This window comes from Sebaldella sp. S0638 (assembly GCF_024158605.1).
GTDB lineage: Bacteria > Fusobacteriota > Fusobacteriia > Fusobacteriales > Leptotrichiaceae > Sebaldella.
In genome coordinates, this window is sequence record NZ_JAMZGM010000013.1 from 44,610 (window position 1) to 64,935 (window position 20,326).

The window sequence follows — 20,326 nt, forward strand, 5'->3', positions numbered from 1 at the left end:
AGGTATAGTACCTTATCTTATTCATATTTTGGTAGTTGAATATATAATAAAGTAAAAATTCTAACCCAGTATTTCCTCTATTCTCTTAAATATATTGCCTATTTCCTTTTCATCCACTGATCTCATATCAAAGTGTATTTTTCCCTGATTCTTATAATAATTTCTTGTATATATCGCAGGATTTCCGCTTTCCAGTTCATTGATCAGCTCTTCTGCATTTAGTTTTGTCTCTTTCAGCTTCATCTCTGTTCTGTATATCTCTCTTCCTGCTTCATCTTTTACCACCGATATTTCTGTCCCCTTTATTCCTTTCAGTTCCTCCGCCAGAAGCTCTGCCTTTTTCTTATTTTCCTGTTCTATTTTAGCTTCATCCTTTTGACTGTACTGTTCAAGCGCACTGAGGAGACTCATGATTACCCCTTTGTCCACTTTCATTGCTCTTCCTATTCCTTTATACTGAAGCTTACAATTCTTAATCAGTTCCTTCTTCCCTGTTATAAACCCTGAAGCCGGTCCTTCTATTGCCTTGGAACCACTGTATATAACCATATCAGTTCCCATTGCCACATATTTTTCCAGATCTTCCTCTGCTGCTGCGTCCACTACCACCGGCAGATTATATTTCTTTCCTATCTCTATTGTTTTTTCCAGACTAAGCATACCTTTCTGTACACTATGATGCGATTTTACATAAAATATTCCCACTGTATTCTCATTTATATTTCCTGTTATATTTTCTTCGCTTGTAAGGTTCGACTGTCCCACTTCCACCAGCTTACCGCCTCCAAGCTCTATCATTGTCTTTATAGGTGCACCGTAGTTTACCACATGACCTTTTTGTATAATTATCTCTCTTTTATCAGTATTTAGTATATGAAGGTTTTCTGCCATTGTCTGACTGTCTTTTGTAATAAGAGAAGCAGTAGCTATTGCTATTCCCGCAGAAGCAGAAGATGTAACGCAGCTTGCCTCAGCCTTTGTATAAGTGGAAACTATTTCTCCCGCCTTATTCATAAGGTCTTCCATTACTACGAAATTCTGGCTTCCTTCTTTGAATCCTTCTGTACTCTTATCTGATAATACAGACACTCCTAATATTGTCATTCTTCCGCTTGCATTTATTACTTTCTGCAAACCTATTTTTTCATATATATTCACTTTTTCACCTCCAATAATTTTTCATCAATTTTTTCTTTCACTACTAACATACCATATTATCTACGAAAGTCAAATTTTTCATTTTCGTCGTCGGACATTGAAATATTCTTTGACTTTTTTTTATAATTGTGCTAGATATATAAATATAACATGATAGTATAACGATAATTTTGTAAAATAATTATCGTTGGTCATTGATTAAAAAATTGACTTTTTCTATGGAACGGAGAAAAAAAATGGAAAAAAATATGAAAAAAAATGAGTTTTTCTTTCAAGAACATGATATTTTTATAGATTTTCAAAAAAAACTTAATAAAAAAGACAAGATTTTTTTGGAATTTCTGATAAAAAAAATTACTTCTGATAATGATCCAAAAATAGTTCTGGGACAAAAAGTTCTTCTGAATCTTTTGAATCTCGCCAATAAGCATGAGCTTGACGATTTCCTGAATAAATTCTTTGAAAAAAGAGTAAATTATCAGTGTAATAAATTAAATATTCCAGATATTGAAGGAATTATAAATCCGCTTTCTTCATATAAATTTTCAGAAAATAATTATGCTTTTTCAATATCTTCGGATTTTTTTAATATCTTCCAAAAAAACAAAAAAGATTTCAGGGCATATAATTTTGATATTCTTCTGCAGTTTAGCAACCCTATTACAAAGAAACTCTTTTTATTCCTGACTAATAATACCGGAATAAACGACTTTCTTGAAGTATCCCTTGATACTCTGAAAAATTATCTGGACTTAAACAATACTTCATACTCCAGATTCTACGATTTTGAAAAGAATATACTGACTGTGTGTATAAACGAAATAGAAAAATACACAACACTAAAAATACAATATAGAAAAATAAAGCTTCACAATACTTCCAGCAGTAAAATAATAGGTCTGAAATTTTATCTTGCCGATGAAAATAAAAATGCACTTGAGAAAAATACTGATACACTTATGGAAGGAATCAAACCTCTTATTAAGAATAACAGTAAAATACGTAATTTTATTACTCTTTCCCTTGCTAACAGGGGGTATAACTATATGAAAAAGAATATTGACTATGCAAAGCTTCATTATAAAGGAAACTTTGAAATTTTTCTTATTGAAGCAGTAAAATATGATTATTTTGAAAACAGATTCTCAAAAATGATTATTCCTTTTAAAGAGAAATATAAACTGCTTTTCTCCCTGAAAAAGAGTTTCCATTCCCTTCCGGAATTATATGAAAATCTTTTTGAGATAATCAGCGGGACTAATCTGTTCCACCTCACACAAATGGCGCCTATATTCAGGGAAGCATATGATCTTATGGAATCAGGATATATAAATCAAAAAGAGCAACCAAAGATTGCCCCCTTTTATAAAGAACTGCTCAATTTAAAGTCATTTAATGAATTTAAATATGAAGATGAAAAATTTATAATATTTATAGAGTATAATAAAAACTATGATAGTTTTATTTACATTTTTGAAAAATAAGCGGGATTAATTCCCGTTTTTTTATCCTGCCTTTCCCATCAAAAGGCTCAGCATCAGTATCACAAATACAAGAAGTGTTATCTTTACATACAGATAATCTTTTTCCACAAAAAATATTACTATTGATATTCCCACACGGAAAATCGGAGTAGCTATAAGTATAAGCAGCCCTGTCATAATAACTCCATATGGTTTCAGAGCAATAAATCCTTTTATGATCGCAAGAAAATCTGCCGGGTATGTTTCCCCGGGATATCCGCTGTTTCCTGTGGCGAAGTACATTATAAGCCCGGCAAATGTAATGATACCGCTTATCAGCACCCCTATTCTGAGAGCTTTGCTTATGGCAAGTTCCACTTCGTGAAGCTCTTTTTCGTCTTCTCTCATTTTACCCACCTATTCCTCTCATAAGCATCTGTATTGCTACATAAAGTAAGACCGGTATAAAGATCATTCTTATTGTTTTACTTTTTAGATACTGCATAATTTTTGCACCTAATGTGGCACCTACCAGTACACCTAATGCAACAGGCCCTGCTATATCAGGTCTTATATCGCCCCGCACCAGATACACACCGGCACTTGCTGCAGCAGTAACACCAATCATAAAATTACTTGTACTGCTGGAAACTTTCATGGGCAGTTTCATAAATACATCCATTGCCATAACTTTAAACGAGCCGCTTCCTATACCAAGAAGTCCTGACATTATACCTGCCACATACATTACGCCGAAACCGCTTTTTACTCCGCTGACATTATATTTCACGTCCTGCTTCAAAGCTTTGTCGTAATATTCTCCGTGAAGATTCAGCTTATCCGCCAGAGGATCCTGAATTACGTTCTGCGGAAGCTCAGCACCTGATTTTTTTATCATCATAAATGTGGAATAAAACATCAGAATACTGAATATTATAAACAGATATTTCGGGTTTAGAAAACCTCCTATAAAGGCTCCTGTTATAGCGCCTACAGTGGTGGCAATTTCAAGAAACATTCCTATTCTTATATTCGTTACCTTATCTTTTATATAAGCCACTGCTGCTCCGCTCGAAGTTGCTATGACTGCTATTATACTGGCTCCTATTGCATATTTTATATCTACCTGAAACATAAGTGTCAGCGCAGGAATTATAATTATTCCCCCGCCCAGACCAAGTATGGAACCCAGTACTCCTGCTGCGATGGATACTAAAAATATTTGCAGACTGTATATTTCCAATATTCTCCTCTCCTTCTATTTTCCCATAACTCTCTATAATAAAAGTATAACATAATTACCACAAAACTACATAGCAGATTTTATTTTTTTAAACTGTCACTGAAATATCAGGTATTTTAAAATAATTTTTTTTGCTTATTGACTTTGAAAAAAATATGGTATACTTACATTAACTGGTATATACCAGTTAGGTTTGTACAATAAGTAGCTACGATTTTAAACCTTTACCTTATTATATTTTATTATGGAGGAAAAAAATGATCAAATTTATTGAAAACAAACTTGTTCCAATTCTGATCAAAATTGGTGAAAACAAAATTCTTGTTGCAGTGAGAAATGGAATCACACTCACTCTGCCGTTTACCATTTCGGGAAGCGTCTTTCTTATTCTGGCAAACCTTCCTATACCGGGATGGTCTGATTTTTTAGGACCTTTTGCTGACAAACTCAGCGCTCCTGTCGCGGTTACATTTGGTGCTATTGGTATAATATCAGCTATAGGAATAAGCTATAATCTGGCTAAACAGTATAAGCTTGATGCCATTACATGTACCGCTATTACTATGGTGGTCTTTCTTTTGGCACAGTTGAATCAGGAATATACCCTGAATGTAGATAATCTGGGAGCTGCCGGTCTGTTTTCGGCTATCATATTATCTATAATTACTGTACATATAATAAAGTTCTTTATATCAAGAAATATTGTAATCAAGCTGCCTGACGGTGTGCCTCCGGCAGTTTCGCGGTCATTTGCCAGTCTGGTTCCTGCTGCGGTTACTATTACTCTTATATGGTTTATCAGAATTATTTTGAATTTTGATATAAATTCATTCTTTACATGGCTGTTAAGCCCTCTTGTAGTAGGATTAGGAACACTGCCCGGAATGCTTATACTTATATTTCTTATTTCTGTACTATGGTGCTGTGGTATTCACGGGGATAATGTCCTTTCCGGTATTACAAGCCCCATATTTCTGAAATATATCGCAGAGAATACACAGGCATATCTGGCTCACCAGCCTATTCCGCACATAACTGCCGATGGATTTTATATAGTTTTTATGTGTCTGGGAGGGACAGGGGCCACACTCGGACTTGTTATTTCCATGCTTCGTTCCAAAAGCAAACTTTATAAATCCGTGGGTGAACTATCACTGCCGTCTGCCATTTTCTGTATAAATGAACCGGTTATATTCGGATTCCCTGTAGTGTTTAACCCGATTATGATGATACCGTTTACTATTACGCCTATGATTTTGTGTACTCTTACATATGGTCTGATGTACTTTAATATAATAGGTCGTCCTGTATTACAGATACCATGGACAATGCCCCCTATATTTGCCGCATACTTTGTAACAGGTGGAAATATACCGGCAGTTATATGGTCTGTATGTACTATTGTTATTTCCGTTGTTGTTTTCCTGCCTTTTTTCAAAATGGCAGAGAAAAAACAGCTTGAAAAAGAAGCAGCGGAAAGTGAAGAAAGTTTAGAACCTGTTTTAAACAGTGAAATATAATACTTTATGAGGTGATAAAAAATGAAAGGATTAAAAATTGCAACTATCGGCGGTGGTTCCAGCTATACTCCGGAATTAATAGACGGATTCATAAAAAGATACGACGAACTGCCGGTTACAGATTACTATTTGGTTGATATTGAAGAGGGAAAAGAAAAACTGGAAATTGTTGGTGAACTTGCCAGAAGAATGGTAGAAAAAGCCGGTGTCCCTATCAATATTCACCTTACCCTTGACAGGGAAGAAGCACTGAAAGGTGCCGACTTTGTAACAACTCAGTTAAGAGTAGGATTTTTAGACGCAAGAATCAATGATGAAAAAATTCCGCTGAAATATGGTGTCCTAGGTCAGGAAACAACAGGGCCCGGCGGGTTTATGAAAGCCCAGAGAACTATTCCTGTTCTTTTGGATATATGCAAAGATATGAAAAGGCTCTGTCCTGATGCATGGCTTATTAACTTTACCAATCCCGCTGGTATAGTAACAGAAGCAATAAAGAAATACAGTGATATAAAAACAATAGGTATATGCAGCGGGGCAAACAGCATGCTTATGGATATTGCAAAGGCATATAATGTAGAAAAAGATGATATTTATACAAGAATCATAGGATTAAATCATTTGATTTTTGCAGATAAAATATTTTTAAAAGGTGAAGATATAACTGATGATTTTATCAAAAAATTATCTGTGGGAAAAGCTGACAACAGCCTGAAAAATATTCCTGATATTGGTTTTTCAGCTAAATTCACTGAAGCTCTGCATATGTATCCTATTTCATATCTGAAATATTTCTTCCTGAACAGAGAAATGGTGGAAATCGCACTGAAAGATGAAGCTGAAAAAGGCACAAGAGGGGAACAGACAAAAGAAATCGAACATAATTTATTTGAACTTTATAAAGATAAAAATCTTGTTACTAAACCTAAAGAACTGGAAAAACGAGGCGGAGCATACTATTCAGATACAGCATGTTCTATAATAAGCTCTATTTATAACAACAGAAAAGAAATACATGTGGTAAATACACTTAATAACGGTACTACATCTGATCTTCCCGATAATGTGGTAATCGAAACAAATGCAATGATTGACAAAGACGGTGCACACCCTATTACTTACGGAAAACTTCCTGTAAAAATAAGAGGACTTATCCAGAGTGTAAAGGCATATGAGGAACTTACAGTGGAAGCTGCCGTAACAGGGGATTATGAGACTGCACTTCTTGCCCTTAGCATTAATCCGCTTGTACCATCGGCAAATATCGCAGAAAAGATATTGGATGAACTGCTTGAAGTTAATAAAAAATATCTGCCGCAATACTTTAAATAAATTATAAATAAAGGAGATAAATATGGAACTTATAACAAAAAAAAATTATGACGAATTATCTAAAGCAGTGGGAGACTTTGTAATTGATTATGTAAGCAAAAAGTCTGACAGTCTGCTTTGTTTCGCCGGCGGCGACACACCTCTGGGTCTTTTGAAATATCTTGTAGAAGCTGTAAATAAAAATAAGGTTGACCTTAGTAAATGTAAATTTGTCGGTCTTGATGAATGGGTAGGACTTGGAAGAGATGTAAAAGGAAGCTGTCAGGAAACACTTTATAATAATTTTTATGATCTTATTCCTGTTCCCAAGGAGCAGGTGTGTTTCTTTGACGGACTTGCCCAAGATCTTAATGCAGAGTGCAAAAGAGTGGATAAATTTATATCTGATAACGGAAATCTTGATCTTATAGTTCTCGGCATTGGTATGAACGGACATATAGGCTTTAACGAACCTAATGTTCCTGTGGATACTTACTGCCATATTGTAGACCTTGATCCTATTACTAAAAAAGTCTCTGTAAAATATTTTGATACTGCACTTGATGTGAAACAGGGATTATCACTGGGAATGAAGACAATACTTGAATCTGATACTATTATTTTAATGGCAGATGCTGAGAGAAAAGCTGATATTGTTTATAAAACAGTTCACTCAGAAAAAAATCCGGAGATTCCTTCTACTATGGTAAAAGATGCTCCGAAAGTTTATTTCTATATTGATGAAGCTGCCGGAAAATTATTATAGCTTTCTCAAACACACACATGTATATAATTAGTTAGTTAACCCTTTCTCAATTATAAAAAGGCACCGAATTTTCTTACGGTGCCTTTCTTATTTCTCTATTTTAAGATTTTTTACTCTGAAAATATCTCCTCTGTTATAGCTGTACGAATAGTTAAACACTGTTTTATCTTCAAGCCTTGTGACCTCAGTCATTTTCAGCATTGGATGCCCGGCTTTTATCTTAAGAAATTTTGCCAGCTCATCTGTAAACAGCGATGCTTCTATTATAGTATCAGAGTCTTTTATTTTTTTCCCTGTAGTTTTTTCAATATATTCATAAAGAGACCCTTTTATTAAGACTTCTTTTGGAATTTCGTTTATGACACTAAGGGGTATATTGGTATCTTCCACAGTAACAGGTACATCGTCTATAAGTCTTACCCTTCTTATATAATATACTTCCTCTCCTGTTTCTATTTCAAGAAGCTTTGCCAGTTCTTTTCCCGCTTTTATTATTTCAAAATCTATAAGTCCGCTGCTGATCTTCACTTTATTTTTAAACTCTCTTGAAAATCCGAGAACACTGTCACTTTTTTCATTATTAAAAATATATATGTTCCCCTCGGTATTTTTCAGTACAAACATACCCTTGCCGTGGACTCTTTCTATAAAGCCTTCCTGCTCAAGGTTATTCATTGCTTTTTGTACTGTAACCCGTGTAACATTATAAAGAGAAGCCAGTTCTCTTTCAGAGGGGATTTTTTCCCCGACTTCATATTTTTTATTTAATATATCATTTTTTATCTCTACTTTTATTTCCAGATATTTGTGTTTTTTTTCCATAAATTATCCATTCTGTTTTTTATTTTCAAAAGATAGTTTTATATTACCAAATCTGTTTTGTCTATACTTCTAAAGATGCCCCGTCAGATAGAAAACTATTATTAATATTCTTTTCTATTTACTAATAATTATACTATATAACACATGATTTTTGAAGATTAATTTACCGGAAAAACAGGCAGATATACCTGATTGCCGCCTGTCATTTTCTATTTATATACTATCTGCTCTGCTATTCTGTCTGCTTCATCTTTTCCCTTCAGCATTTCTATCAGTCTTAAGGAAAAATCTACTGCTGTCCCTGCTCCTCTTGAAGTAGTTATATTCCCGTCTGTCACTACATTTTCTTTCAGTAAAACAGCTTCGTTTTTTTCAAGATCAGATTCCACAGCCGGAAAAGAAACTGCTTTTTTACCTTTAAGTATGCCTAAACGAGCTAAAACACCCGGAGCAGCACAGATAGCCGCTATATATTTTTTATTATTTTTACTGAAATCCAGTAATTTTTCCAATAAAAAATCCGACTTCTCATAATTCCCTGTTCCGGGTCCTCCCGGCAATAAGAGCATATCATAATCCTCAAAATTAATATCTTTCATATTTTTATCAGTTTCTATTATTACATTATGGCTGCTTTTTACATTTTTCTCATTAAATACAGAAATAGTATCTATCTCTATTCCCGCACGTCTCAAAAGATCTACCGGTGTCAATGCTTCTATCTGTTCAAATCCCTCTACTATAAATTCAGCAACTTTCATAATTTTCACCTCATATTTTTATTTCATAAATAGTTTTTTTCTAAGAATTCCCTGTTTTAAATATATCACTAAAATGGCAAAATAACAACAAACGAATTTTTATCCTTGTATAAAATTCCATAATCTGACTGTAACGAAAAAACTGCCTAAATATAGACAGTTTTCCCTTTATATAATTATCTTAAATTTTCCAAAACTTCTTCCGGTGTATTCAGTGCTAAGATTTCATCTCTGTATTTTTGTGCTTTTTCATAGTTGCTGTTTCTGATTTTCTTCTTAACCTGAAGTACTGATGATGCGCTCATGCTGAATGCATCCAGTCCCATTCCAAGTAATACTTCTGTAGCTCTTCTATCTCCTGCGAATTCTCCGCACATACTAACAGATATATTTCTGTCATGCCCTGCATCTATTACTTTCTGTATTGCTTCTAATACAGCAGGGTTAAATGAATCATATAATGATGCTACCAGTTCGTTTCCTCTGTCTACTGCAAGGAAATACTGTGTTAAGTCATTTGTTCCTATTGAGAAGAAGTCTACTTCTTTTGCGAATTTATACGAGATAATAGCTACAGATGGAGTTTCCACCATGATTCCTACTTTTATATCTTTATCATATTTTTTACCTATTTCATCAAGTTCTTTCTTACATTCATCAAGTATTTCATTGGCTTTTCTTACTTCATTTATTGAAGTTACCATTGGATACATGATTTTTACCTGTCCGTAAGCACTTGCTCTTAATATTGCTCTTAACTGAGTTTTGAATATATCCTGTTTTACAAGAGAGATTCTTATTGCTCTCCATCCAAGGAACGGATTTAATTCTTTAGGAAGATCCATATAAGGAAGTTCTTTGTCCCCTCCTATATCCATTGTTCTTATAGTAACCGGTTTCCCCTGAAGCTTTTCGGCAACTACTCTGTATGCCTTATACTGCTCGTCTTCTGTAGGAAGGTGATCTGAATTCATAAATAAGAATTCTGTTCTGTATAGTCCTACCCCTGTTGCTCCTGCTTCAAGAACAGCATCTATATCTTCCGGGCTTCCTATATTTCCCCATAATTCTACTTTATGTCCGTCTTCAGTTACAGCTTCTTCGTGGATTAATTTTTTCAGTTCTTCTCTTTCTTTCAGGTAAGCTTCTCTTTTTTCTGTATAGTCTTTTAAAACACTTGCATCAGGTTCTATGATAATTTCTCCCAATTCACCGTTCATTACTATTGGAGCTCCGTCAGCTATTTCTTTTAATGCATCTTTTACTCCTACTACTGCCGGAAGTTCCAAAGATCTTGCCATAATAGCAGAATGCGATGTCTTTCCTCCTATTTCAGTAATAAATCCAACTGCATTTTTAAGATCAAGCTGCGCTGTGTCAGATGGTGTAAGATCATAAGCTATAACTACTGTTTCAGGATCAAGGTTACTCAGATCCTTCATTCTTATACCAAGTATATTTTTAAGCCATCTTTTTCCGACGTCTTTCAAGTCAGCTTCTCTTTCTCTTAAGTAAGGATCATCAAGCTGTGAAATCATTTCACAGTACTCATTAACACCTTCATCAAGAGCTCTGGCTGCAGCCATTTTTTCAGCTTTTATTTTATCTCTGACTTCGTCCATCAGATCATCATCTTCAAGAAGCATTATATGCCCGTCAAAAATAGCAGCTTTGTCTTCACCCATTTTTTCTTTAACTTTGTCTCTAATAGAAATCAACTGTAATTTAGATTTTTTCTGTGCATCTAACAATTTTTCAATTTCTGTTCCTACCTGTACTTCTGATATTTTTTCCTGAGGTATGTTCATTTCTTCTTCGATGAATAACATAGCCTTCCCAATAGAAATCCCTTCTGAAGCTCCAATTCCTTTAAATTCTTTCATACTTCTCTCCTTTGATAAAAATTTTAATTATTTAATGAATTATAAATTGCATCCACGAATTTGGTTAATTTTTCTTCATCCTGTTCTTTCATTGATGAATTTACCTCCAAAGGATCCCCTATTATTTCTGTATCTTTCATTTTTGATACATGTTCGGTAATTACCTTTATTGCACTTGAAGCCCATGTATAATTTCCTATTATACCAACCTTTCTTTTCTGCATATTCAAAGCTGTTAATTCGTGCAGTAAAGCGTCCATTACATGATACAGCCCGCCGTTATAAGATGGTGATGCCACTACCATGTGGCTGTACTTCCATACTTCTGCAATTATATATGAAGGATGTGTTTTTGAAACATCAAAAACTCTCATATCTTCCACACCTTTTTCAGCAAGTCTGTTTGCTACTGCGTTAACTACATTTTCTGTATTTCCGTACATTGATGCATAAAACAGTACTACTCCTTTTTTCTCAGGAGTGTAAGAACTCCACTTATCATACTTATCAAGAAAGTATTCAAGATTTGTTCTCCATGATGGTCCGTGAAGCGGACATATCATTTTTATCTCATTTTTTGTGAGCTTTTTTAAGGCATTTTGTACCTGCATTCCGTATTTCCCTACTATATTAGCATAATATCTTCTTGCCTCTGACAGATAGTACCCTTCAAAGTCTGTCTGATCGCTGAACAGATTTCCGTTTATTGCCCCGAATGTACCGAAAGCATCTGCGGAAAACAATATTTTCTGACTGGATTCATATGTTGCCATTACTTCGGGCCAATGCACCATCGGCATCATGTAAAAGTTCAGTGTATGTTCTCCAAGGGAAAGACTTTCTCCCTCTGCTACTTTATGATAATTTTCAGGCTTTCTTGTATCATAAAACTGTTCAAAAAACTGAAAAGTTTTTGCATTTCCTACTATTTTCATATCAGGATAAATTCTTAACAAGTCTTCTATATTTCCACAATGATCAGGTTCCATGTGGTTTATTACCAAATAATCAAGATTCCTTCCATTTAGAACATATCTGATATTATCTATAAACTGGTCTCTTATAGCTGAATCAACAGTGTCGATCAAAGCTGTCTTTTCATCAAGAATCAGATATGAATTGTATGATACCCCTTTTGGTACTGGGAACATGTTTTCAAAACGTTCTAGTCTTCTGTCATTACCTCCGACCCAGTAAATTTTTTCACTAACTTTTTGTACACAGTGTATCATTTTTGTTCTCCTCCTTAAAATTATAGCGCATTATTTGAAGATTTAATCACAAGATTTCCATAATACTATTAAGGCTGTAAAGTGTAAATATAGAGAAAGCGCTAGTTCCAATGTAACTTCTTATCCTGATCTCTTAATAATTTTACAATTTCACCTTTTCCAAATTTTGTTGCCATATCTATAGGCGTCTCATCTTTGAAATTTGGAACCCTTGGATCAGCTCCGTATTCAATCAATAATTTTACTATCTGGATATTACCTTTCAAAACTGCATCGTCAAGAGGCGTCCAGCCGTCATTATCACTCTGGTAGTTCACAATATTTTTATTATGATCCAGCAATATTTTCACTGCTTCTGCATTTCCGTAGTAACATGCTGTATGTAATGCCAGTCTGCCAAAAACAGGATGCTTTTCATAGACACTGGCTCCTCTTTTCAGAAGCTCCGCAAGCATTTCATTATTTCCAGACTCTATAGCAACTATAATAGGTGTATACCCCAGTTTATTACGTGAATTAACTGTAAGCTGTGTCCTGAACTGTCTTGGTGCTATTTCAGGTCCGTAAGTTCCTTCTTTTACAGTCTGTTGTCTTGCCTGCCGGTTTTTCTCCATATCTAAAATATTTATAACTAATAAATTATTTTTTTTGCGGATGGTGTCCAAAAAAAAATTAACTGCATTTTCTTCGTATTTACTGTCATCCATCTGCTTTAACATATCTATTTCATTTGAAAATATTACAACATTAAATAACAATATCCATATCAAGATTTTTTTCATTAAAACACACTCCAGACTATGCTTCCTAAATTATATCATCAATTGTTTATATTTTCAAACATAATATCTACTATCAAAGGAAATAAATCTTTAACGCTATTTTTGTATACCACATGTATATCTTATAAATTGTGTGATATAATTCCATGTTTTCACAATAAAAAAGTCAAGAGTTCTTCAAAATCTCCTGACTTTTTTCCTTTGCTCTGAACCCAATTACCAACCACCCTCCGAGGTCAATCTGAGCCAATAGAGTGTTTTAAATAAAAAAGACTACCTGTTACTTGTCTCTGAAATTTGAAGTGCTTAAAATGGAGCTGAGAAAAAAGGAAAGGATAACATCAAAATGACATTATCCTTACCTATCTTCAGTTGCTTCACATAATTAATCATTAATGGGTGTTTTTCCGAAAATGAGGACGAGACCCTAAAAACTAACTATATGTATCAAACTCCTGACAAACTTGAATATCATATTTATCTATCAACTTTGAAGGTGCGGGAACTACCTTCTCTCTTAATTCTATTTCTTTCAAATTAATATCCAGTACTTCACCTCCTAAATCCGATATATAATATATTCTTTCTTTTTTTAGATCTGTATAGACTCTATAATAATAAGATTCTATTGGTCCTTCTATATTAGACTTAAATATAAGTATTTCAGTCAAAACCTCATATAATTCTATTATTAACCTATCCGTATCATTATCAATTCTCAATATCTCCATTTTTAGCAAATTATTAAAATCATACCATCTTTTTTTGAAATTGTACTCTTCAATATCGAGATCTTGAAATTTCAATAAATACTTAATGTAATTGGTTCTTATCTTATTATCTTTATAATTTTCTAACTTCTTCCCCCAATTTAAAATTATTTTTGCCAAACTCAATGGGTCTATATTTTCCCCACTTATTTCTATATCTTTTTTCAATATTTGCCATTCTCTTTTTAGCAATATGTCCATTTACTTTCCTCCCACTGGAAAAGTCGTTATCAAATTCCCTTTCATATCTGTTAATAATTTTATCCATGTTGTATCCCCTCCACCTTGTTTTAATGAAGCTTTACCAACTACTTGTCCAGTATCTACAATACGCTCATACATTCCGGGTTGAACTTCTCTAATTGGTGAATCTACTACTATTTTACTTTGCAAAATTGATTTTATTTCCTCTTCACTTTTCGTAAATACTGATCTATTATTTGCAAGGGACTCATCAAAATGCCTTTTTACAACATGTTTCCATCCTGCATCTGATGGATCACCATTCTTTTTTAATGGCGTGTACGCTGTGAAATCATTTGCAATATTTACTCTACTTGTATTAGGTTCTATCATTCTTCCAGTTACAGGATCTTTTACTAAAGGAACCTTAGTTGTTGAATCTTTCACAGAAGCAGCCTCATTTTTAATAGATGTATCATTAATTATACTTTCAGTTTTTGATGAATTACTTATTTTTCCAATCCAAAGCTCTGTTGCTATTTTCCCCATACCATCTATCGCAATTCCTATTTTTTCTGCTCCTACTTCTGCTGACATTTTTTCATTTGATACTGTTAATGTCATTCCATCATATCCCGTTGCTGATTTTGATAGATAATTTCCTGTTATATTTTTTCCACCCAATGAACCTCTTTGTTTGATTCCTTCTTCTATCTCCTTTTGTCCATCATAATATTGTTTTAACTGACTATCTATTTCCTTTTTTTCTTCACTAGTTTTAGCATTTCTTTTAGCTTCTTCTAAACTATTTATATTATCTGATAGCCATTGTAATACTGCCCGTTCCTCTTTATTTCCTGTACTTTGATATTCCAGCAATGACTCAAATACTAGTTTATTTCCATCCTTATCAATCATTTCTATTCTTATATTATCTTGCACTCCATTATACAAGGCATTTTCTCTAAATTCTTTTAATGCTTTTTCTTTTTTTTCTTCTTCTGTTGAAATATTTTTGCTATTTTCAATAACGAAATCTGAAAATCCAGATTTTTCATCTGATTTTCCATTCTTTGTTTCACTTACATCATCAACTATTTTCTTAATTCCCTTATCTACTTTGATTGCTTTTTGTGTTATATCTTTTTGACATTTTTTATCATTTCCACACTTATCTAACTTAGGAATAAAAATTTTATTTGTCGTTCCACCACACATTTCATCCCCAGAACCTTGTCCACACTTTGTTGCAAAATCTAAATCTTCATCAGATATTAGAGCATATTTACCATTCCCTGAATCCAATACACTGCTTCCACTCAAAATATCATTATAAAAACTATTTCCACTTCCATCTAAGGCTTTTCTCCCTATTGATGTAAAATCTTCCTCAAGCTTATTATTCTTTCCTGCCTGCTGCTCTGTTTTATTGTAAACATATGGATTACTTGGATTGTAATGACTTAATTCTGCTCCTAATGCATTATAGACCTGCTCCATATCTGATACATCTACATTTTTTACATTAATGAAAATATTTATTACTCCTGTTTCTTTTGCATCCTTTCTTTCATAAGCTGCCATTTCTCCATTTTTATCTTCATCTGTAAAACTCACTATTATTTTTATATCTTCATCTATTCCATATGTATTTCTTAATACATTTGCCATATCATTGGCTAGTTTCTCCGAATTACCTGCTTTCTTATCATCCGGCAGATTTTTGAGGTTTTCATATCCCTTATGCATTTCCTGATACTTTATAAGATTAGCATCTGTATTTCTCAGTGTTCCTACTAAATTATCAAGAAAATTACTTCCTTCATTTTCTGTTGTTACCTGTATCGCCCTTATTATATCTCCCGGAAGCTGTGCCAGTCCGTTTAAATCTTTAATAACCTGATTTCTTGTCGTTTCATTTATCAAATCTGTATGTAACGTAGTATCTATCTGTTCTACTACCTTGTCTTTTGTTACTACCTGTGCCTTATTTATATCTGTGTTTATTCCCAGTTCATCAAGATTCAGTTTTTTTCCTGCTTCTGTTACTTCTGTATTCACAAATGTCGAATTAGTATTCTGTTCTTTATCATGACTTCCATACTGAATAGATGTTTGCGGTGCTACTGTCTTTTTATCATTTAAACTTATTCCGCTTAAACCTATACCGTAATTCTCCCCTTCATTATAATCTTTTAAATTCTCTATTACAACTTTTTTTGCTTCTATTCCGAGTTTTTCATTCTCATTCAGACTTCCTATTACTGATCCTATATTTGTTAATGTTTCTCCTATTTTTATACTTCCGCCATTCTCTGCAAGTATACTTGTCTGATTTCCTGTCCACTTACTATCCTGATGATTTTCTCCATAACTTCCGCCTATTGACGGTCTTGCAGTATCTGTCTGAAAATTTGTTCCTTCAAGTTTTCCAGATACATTTATTCCGGCACTATAATTCTTTCCATCTGACTTATACTCATCCTGTAATGAAATTACGTTTAAATTTTTCCCTATATCAAAATTGATCTTATCCGCTGTTACGTTAACCCCTGCAAATGTTGCATCATCCTTTGTTGTAAGCTGGAAAGTTCCTCCTACTCCTATATATGTATTATCATAATACTTGGAGTCTGTATTTGATTTTCCTCCTGCTATATTAAGTCCGCCTATTGCATGGCTGTTTACTATATCATAACCTATACTGCCGCCTACTGAACTTGATTTCGTATTATTGCTGTAAGTATTTTCCCCGGCTCTTGCTTCAAAGTTTTTAGCATCTACTATCAGGTTTTCACCTACATTTATCTTTTGGTTTACAAGCAATACATTTCCTTCAGATTCTATCAAAAAATTCTTCCCGACATTTATTACCCCAGCTACTGAAGTCGTACCATTTGTATTTGATTCATAACTGCTCTGGCTAAAATTCAGTGATACTGATGCACTTACCAGTCCTTTGGCTGCATCTCGAAGATTACTTCCTGATAATCCTCCAGATTCTATAAGATTTTTTGTTGCTGAATATCCTATTCCTTCATACCAGTTTCTCAGATTACTGTTTAATCCACCTATATCTCTTAAATCCTGTATTCCGTTTCCTATTGTATTTATGCTCTGTGATGTATTTCCAAATCCATAATCTTTTACGTTTCCTGCTACATCACTCACTGTACTTGCCAATTGAGCCGGCGTAAATCCTACATTTAAACTTACTCCCATTGTTGTTGTCTTCTGCTTTACCTTTTCTTCATAAACTTCCTTAGCATCCAGAAGCTCTACTCCGTTTACTCCTCTTATTATAAGATTTTCTCCTACATTTGCCTGCATTGCTTCTGTTCTTACTTTATTTCCTGCTTCTAATACTGTATTTCCTTCTGAAATCAGTGTAGACACTGCAACTGTTGTGCTTTTACTATTTATTTCAAGACTACTCTTGCTGTAACTTACTCCTGCAGTGGCTCCACCTCCTCCACTTGAAAAGTTTGTACTAAATCCACTTTTCTTCTCTTTTAGGGAATATTCATTATTCATGTCATCTGTTGATATATTTACATCATTTCCGGCTGTTATTACAATATTTCCACCTGTATTTTCTATTCCCTCTTTTACTGCTATTACATTTGAAGCTCTTACATTTACATCATTCCCGGCATCTAAGATTACATTATTTCCCATCAAAGTACTTGCTGCCGCACCTTCCTTATAATCCTTTTCCAGTTTGCTGTAACTTGAAAATGTTCCTTTCTTTTCCTGTTTTTCTTCATGATACGTTGTATTCTTATCATTCACTATATTTATATCTTTTTCTGCCGATATTTGTACAGTACCGTCTGATAATACACTACTTCCCTTTATATTTACATCATTTCCGGCATTCATTATTACATTATCTAGTCCTGTTACTTCTGATCCTAATTTCTGATTTACTTCTGTATATTGATATCCGTTTTTAATGCCTTCTCTTTCTGATTCCTTTAGATTTATTATATTTATTGAAATATCTTTTTCCGCTTCAATATATACCGTTCCTTCTGACTGTGTTACCGCTCCCCTTGATACATAATTTTCCCCGCTTATTACTGTTGCATTTCCTGAACTTATTAATCCTACATTCTGAATATTATCTGCTGTATAAGTTCTGTCTTCTCCTCTTAATCTATCATTTACCACTGTTTCTACACCTGTTGTTATATTACTTATTGTTCCTCCGGCTGTCAGTACAAGATTTTCCTTCGCTGAAATTACTGCTCCTATATTCAGTATATCATTTTTGGCATCTATCTGGATATTTGTTCCTGTTATCTCTGCTGTTAATGCTCCTACACTCTTATTTATCAGATTATCTGTATTCACATATACTGTTTTTCCTTCAAGTCTTCCCTGATTTACCAAAGTACTGCTGTTTATTGCAAGTGTCTCCTGTGCTGATATTGTTGTCGTCGGACTCTTTATATTCTCAAGAGTCGCCTGACTTAAGTATAATTGTGGTACCAGAACTTTCTGTCCGTTTACCTCTTGTTCCACATACCAGATTATATCACTCTTCAGTGCTACTATCTGTTCTTTTGTCAATGACACTCCTATTGTAAGCTGTAAATCTCCGCTTGTTGCTACTGCATTATCAAGAAGCTCCTTCATTAGCTCTGTATCTGCTTTTCCATTTATGAATCTTGTTCCCAGTGTTTCCAAAAGAAGACTATTCATATATTTTGTCTCATAATATGCATCTCCGAGTCTTCTTGCTTTATTCCAGTCACTGCTCTCATCATATCCTATTTTACTTAAGAAATAATCACTTCCAAAGAATCTTGACAAATCAATATATTGTGATCTTGTTTCAAGCATATATTTTGACGCAGGATCGCTGTTTTGTGTAAAAAGCTTACTTATACTCTGATTAAATACCTGATTATTAAAAGGTATTATACCTGTGTTTATAATATCTATCACTGCTGTTCTGTCTACATGTACTGTTACAGGGTCATAATAAAGGTCTACATCCACATCTCTTGATGTTATTGTACTTGGGTCTACCACTGCTCCTGACTGAATAACATATCCGTTACTTATTACCGGACTTCCCTGTATTACTACATTATTTCCTTCTATTACTGACACGCTGTCTGCTATATTCAGATCTCTTCCTGTTGTCTTTAAGCTTCTCCATACTCCTATTGCTGCTCCGCTTCTTGTATCTCCATTCCCTGCTGTCCAGCTTAATGTCCATGTCTTTACCTGTTCGTCTCCGTCATACACCTTTATTGCTGAGGCTGTTGTTTCATTTTTTATTGTCTGAACTTTATCCGTTACTAAAAGCGTTCCTCCTGCACTTATTTTTGAGTTTACATTTTCAAGTTCTATAATATCAAGTGTAAGGTTTCCTCCTGATAATATTCTTGCTCCTGTTGTTACAAGCTGACTTGTATCTATATATCCTGTCAATACCTGTGTCTTATAGTCCTTTGTCGGATCTAACTGGCTGCTTGTTAGATTATTGTAATAAAGTTTATAATCCAAATCATTATTTATATCTGTTAATTCATCTTTGGGATTTATTCCCCAGCCCTGCATATTTGATCTGCCTTCTGTAACTGTCCAATCATCCAATCCTGTTATCAGACTGCTGTTGCCTGTTTGAGAATACGAATCTTCTAAATTTCTCCACACATTATCATATATTATACGTCCATCCCAAGTTTCCCAATAAAGTCTGTACTGCCCGGATACTTCTCCGCTGTTTAACAGTTTATTTCCGCTTAATAATATATTTCCTCTGCTGTCTATTACTCCTCTTGTATTATCCAAAAGATTGAACCCTGTTATATTAAGTGTACTCTGTCCTACTATTTCACCGTCTGTATTATCTACATCTGCTGTTCGGATATTAAGCTCATCGTCACTATATATTGTGGCGTCCTTATTTACAAGCTTTGTTCCTTCTATATCCAGTTTATCGAGAAATATTATCAAATCTCTATTTTCTATGTTATTCCCTGATAATTCCCCTGTTTCTCCCTCTATCATAGAATTATTTAATATGTTCCCTGTTGCCAGTAATTCTACATTACTTCCTGATATTGTTAAGTTATTTGTAATGTCATTTCCTGATAATCTCAATAACCCTGAACTTATTGTATTCCCATTATTTGTTATGTTTGATCCTGATATTAACAGATTACTTATTCCTTGGATTTTTCCCTCAAGTAGTAAATTCCCTGTTGTACTCAGATTAATGTCATTACCTCTTATTGTCCCTGTTGCATTATCATATGAAAACAGGCTCTGTAGATTTATTGTTACTGACTCTATAGAACTTCTGTTTATTAATGACGAGTTATTTAAGTTTATACTTCCATTCGAAGCTAACTTCCCTGTATTATTTAAACTTGTATTATTTGCCGTTATTACTTCTTCTGCTAGTATCTGTCC

General features: G+C 33.9%; 14 protein-coding genes. 4 read left to right on the plus strand and 10 right to left on the minus strand.

Going from position 1 to position 20,326, the window contains the following annotated elements; all coding sequences use genetic code 11:
• Window positions 1-60: 60 nt before the first annotated feature.
• Window positions 61-1,158 carry a DgaE family pyridoxal phosphate-dependent ammonia lyase gene (locus NK213_RS05805; RefSeq protein WP_253347728.1) on the minus strand — a complete coding sequence of 366 codons (1,098 nt, stop codon included), beginning with the start codon at window positions 1,156-1,158 and terminating at the stop codon, window positions 61-63.
• A gap of 236 nt (window positions 1,159-1,394) precedes the next feature.
• On the opposite strand from NK213_RS05805, the gene NK213_RS05810 reads away from it, so the two are divergent.
• Window positions 1,395-2,642, plus strand: a complete 1,248-nt coding sequence (locus NK213_RS05810) for a replication initiation protein (RefSeq protein WP_253347730.1) — start codon at window positions 1,395-1,397, stop codon at window positions 2,640-2,642.
• A gap of 21 nt (window positions 2,643-2,663) precedes the next feature.
• On the opposite strand, the gene NK213_RS05815 is transcribed toward NK213_RS05810, so the two are convergent.
• Entirely contained in the window at window positions 2,664-3,029 is a 366-nt protein-coding gene (locus NK213_RS05815) for a DUF1634 domain-containing protein (protein WP_253347755.1), read from the minus strand.
• A gap of 1 nt (window position 3,030) precedes the next feature.
• Window positions 3,031-3,864 carry a sulfite exporter TauE/SafE family protein gene (locus NK213_RS05820; RefSeq protein WP_253347757.1) on the minus strand — a complete coding sequence of 278 codons (834 nt, stop codon included), beginning with the start codon at window positions 3,862-3,864 and terminating at the stop codon, window positions 3,031-3,033.
• Between the two features lie 257 nt (window positions 3,865-4,121).
• Here NK213_RS05820 and NK213_RS05825 point away from each other — a divergent pair, with 257 nt between their 5' ends.
• Genes NK213_RS05825 through NK213_RS05835 form a run of 3 tightly spaced genes read left to right on the plus strand, consistent with a single transcriptional unit; the run spans window position 4,122 to window position 7,461 of the window.
• The gene (locus tag NK213_RS05825; protein WP_253347759.1) at window positions 4,122-5,384 is read left to right on the plus strand and encodes a PTS sugar transporter subunit IIC; all 1,263 of its coding nucleotides are present in this window, start codon (window positions 4,122-4,124) and stop codon (window positions 5,382-5,384) included.
• A 21-nt stretch (window positions 5,385-5,405) separates the two neighbouring features.
• Window positions 5,406-6,716: a 6-phospho-beta-glucosidase gene (locus NK213_RS05830; protein ID WP_253347762.1), complete on the plus strand. Its 1,311-nt coding sequence runs from the start codon at window positions 5,406-5,408 to the stop codon at window positions 6,714-6,716.
• 22 nt (window positions 6,717-6,738) lie between these two features.
• The gene (locus tag NK213_RS05835) at window positions 6,739-7,461 is read left to right on the plus strand and encodes a glucosamine-6-phosphate deaminase (RefSeq protein ID WP_253347763.1); all 723 of its coding nucleotides are present in this window, start codon (window positions 6,739-6,741) and stop codon (window positions 7,459-7,461) included.
• An 87-nt stretch (window positions 7,462-7,548) separates the two neighbouring features.
• On the opposite strand, the gene NK213_RS05840 is transcribed toward NK213_RS05835, so the two are convergent.
• The 7 genes from NK213_RS05840 to NK213_RS05870 form a co-directional block, all read right to left on the minus strand.
• Complete coding sequence (locus NK213_RS05840) at window positions 7,549-8,283, minus strand: GntR family transcriptional regulator (RefSeq protein ID WP_253347765.1); 735 nt, start codon at window positions 8,281-8,283, stop codon at window positions 7,549-7,551.
• 209 nt (window positions 8,284-8,492) lie between these two features.
• Window positions 8,493-9,044 carry a DJ-1 family glyoxalase III gene (locus NK213_RS05845; protein ID WP_253347767.1) on the minus strand — a complete coding sequence of 184 codons (552 nt, stop codon included), beginning with the start codon at window positions 9,042-9,044 and terminating at the stop codon, window positions 8,493-8,495.
• Window positions 9,045-9,220: 176 nt separating this feature from the next.
• Window positions 9,221-10,927 carry a phosphoenolpyruvate--protein phosphotransferase gene (ptsP, locus tag NK213_RS05850; protein ID WP_253347769.1) on the minus strand — a complete coding sequence of 569 codons (1,707 nt, stop codon included), beginning with the start codon at window positions 10,925-10,927 and terminating at the stop codon, window positions 9,221-9,223.
• Between the two features lie 23 nt (window positions 10,928-10,950).
• On the minus strand, window positions 10,951-12,159 hold the full coding sequence (locus NK213_RS05855) for an FprA family A-type flavoprotein (protein ID WP_253347771.1): 1,209 nt from the start codon (window positions 12,157-12,159) through the stop codon (window positions 10,951-10,953).
• Window positions 12,160-12,260: 101 nt separating this feature from the next.
• Window positions 12,261-12,941 (minus strand): ankyrin repeat domain-containing protein, encoded by a 681-nt coding sequence (locus NK213_RS05860; RefSeq protein ID WP_253347773.1) that lies wholly within the window; start codon window positions 12,939-12,941, stop codon window positions 12,261-12,263.
• Between the two features lie 434 nt (window positions 12,942-13,375).
• Window positions 13,376-13,912 (minus strand): hypothetical protein, encoded by a 537-nt coding sequence (locus tag NK213_RS05865; protein WP_253347775.1) that lies wholly within the window; start codon window positions 13,910-13,912, stop codon window positions 13,376-13,378.
• Window positions 13,913-20,326, minus strand: a 6,414-nt coding sequence (locus NK213_RS05870) for a hemagglutinin repeat-containing protein (protein WP_253347777.1), incomplete at its 5' end; no start/stop codon positions are given.